Raw genomic sequence first — 1,042 nt, 5'->3', positions numbered from 1 at the left:
TTCTTGATATTTTGCCTAAAAATCAGAGAGACGTATTGCAAGCGGTTTATCTCGAAGAGCTGCCACATCAGCAAGTTGCGGAACTTTTTGACATACCGCTAGGCACGGTGAAGTCTCGGTTAAGACTCGCAGTAGAAAAGTTAAGGCACTCAATGCATACGGAGCAACTATGAACAAACACCCAGATAACAGCTTGTTAGAAGCATACGCTTCGGGCAGCATTGATGCGGTTTCTGGTCTTGTGGTCGCCACACATTTAGAGACGTGCTCAAAGTGCCGAGCGTATGTAAACCAAGTAGAAGCAAGTCAAGCAAATACAGTGAGCGAAAGTCCATCAGAGTATTCACCTGAGTTTGATGACATGTTTAACGACATTATTAACGCAGAACCTGTAAACGACAATGTGGTGATTCAAGATATAGCTTTCGTCAATGTCGCAGGTAAAAGCTTCGAGCTTCCAAAAACGTTAGTGCGCTTTTCTGATTTGGTGGGATCGTGGCGAAGCTACGGTGGGAAGGTTTTTAGTGCACAAATTGATTTTGGTGAAGATGCCCGAGTGAGCCTGATGTACATCGGCGAAAATGTACAAATCCCGCAACACACGCACAGAGGGTTGGAATCCACACTGGTTCTGCATGGTGGATTTAGCGATGAAGACGGGCAGTATGAAGAAGGCGACTTGATGATACGAGATGCCTCAGTCAAACACAGCCCCTTTACTCAGGAAGGTGAAGACTGTTTGTGTTTAACGGTACTCACTGAGCCAATGATTTTCACGCAAGGTGTTGCACGAATCTTCAACTTGTTTGGCAAAGGGCTTTACCCGTAAGCCTCGAACGCCGCGTTTTGTATAGAAAAAACCACCGTATTGTGCGGTGGTTTTTTATTCTTACTTTTGCGCAAATTTGCGGTCGTTAGTGCTTATGCCGCGCTTTTTCCAAAAGATCCGTAAAGTAATGACGCAGTGAATACAACATGATCAAGCTTGGGACCACCATTACGGCTGTGAGAATGAAAAACGTGCTCCAGTCATTTAGGTAGT

At 45.0% G+C, this 1,042-nt stretch carries 2 protein-coding genes and 1 pseudogene; 2 read left to right on the top strand and 1 reads right to left on the bottom strand.

Annotated features, from left to right (window positions below):
- Positions 1-173: sigma factor-like helix-turn-helix DNA-binding protein (locus tag R7P72_RS26075; RefSeq protein WP_318111157.1), on the top strand; the 173-nt coding region annotated here is incomplete at its 5' end.
- On the top strand, positions 170-829 hold the full coding sequence (locus R7P72_RS26070; RefSeq protein ID WP_318111156.1) for a ChrR family anti-sigma-E factor: 660 nt from the start codon (positions 170-172) through the stop codon (positions 827-829). The genes R7P72_RS26075 and R7P72_RS26070, both read left to right, overlap by 4 nt.
- Positions 830-914: 85 nt before the next feature.
- Here the strand turns inward: R7P72_RS26070 and R7P72_RS26065 are convergent.
- Positions 915-1,042 (bottom strand): annotated as a pseudogene (locus R7P72_RS26065) (MFS transporter); the annotation flags it as partial.

The organism is Vibrio sp. Vb0888, assembly GCF_033338835.1.
Lineage (GTDB): Bacteria > Pseudomonadota > Gammaproteobacteria > Enterobacterales > Vibrionaceae > Vibrio > Vibrio alginolyticus.
This window is presented reverse-complemented; position numbering and strand designations above follow the sequence as displayed.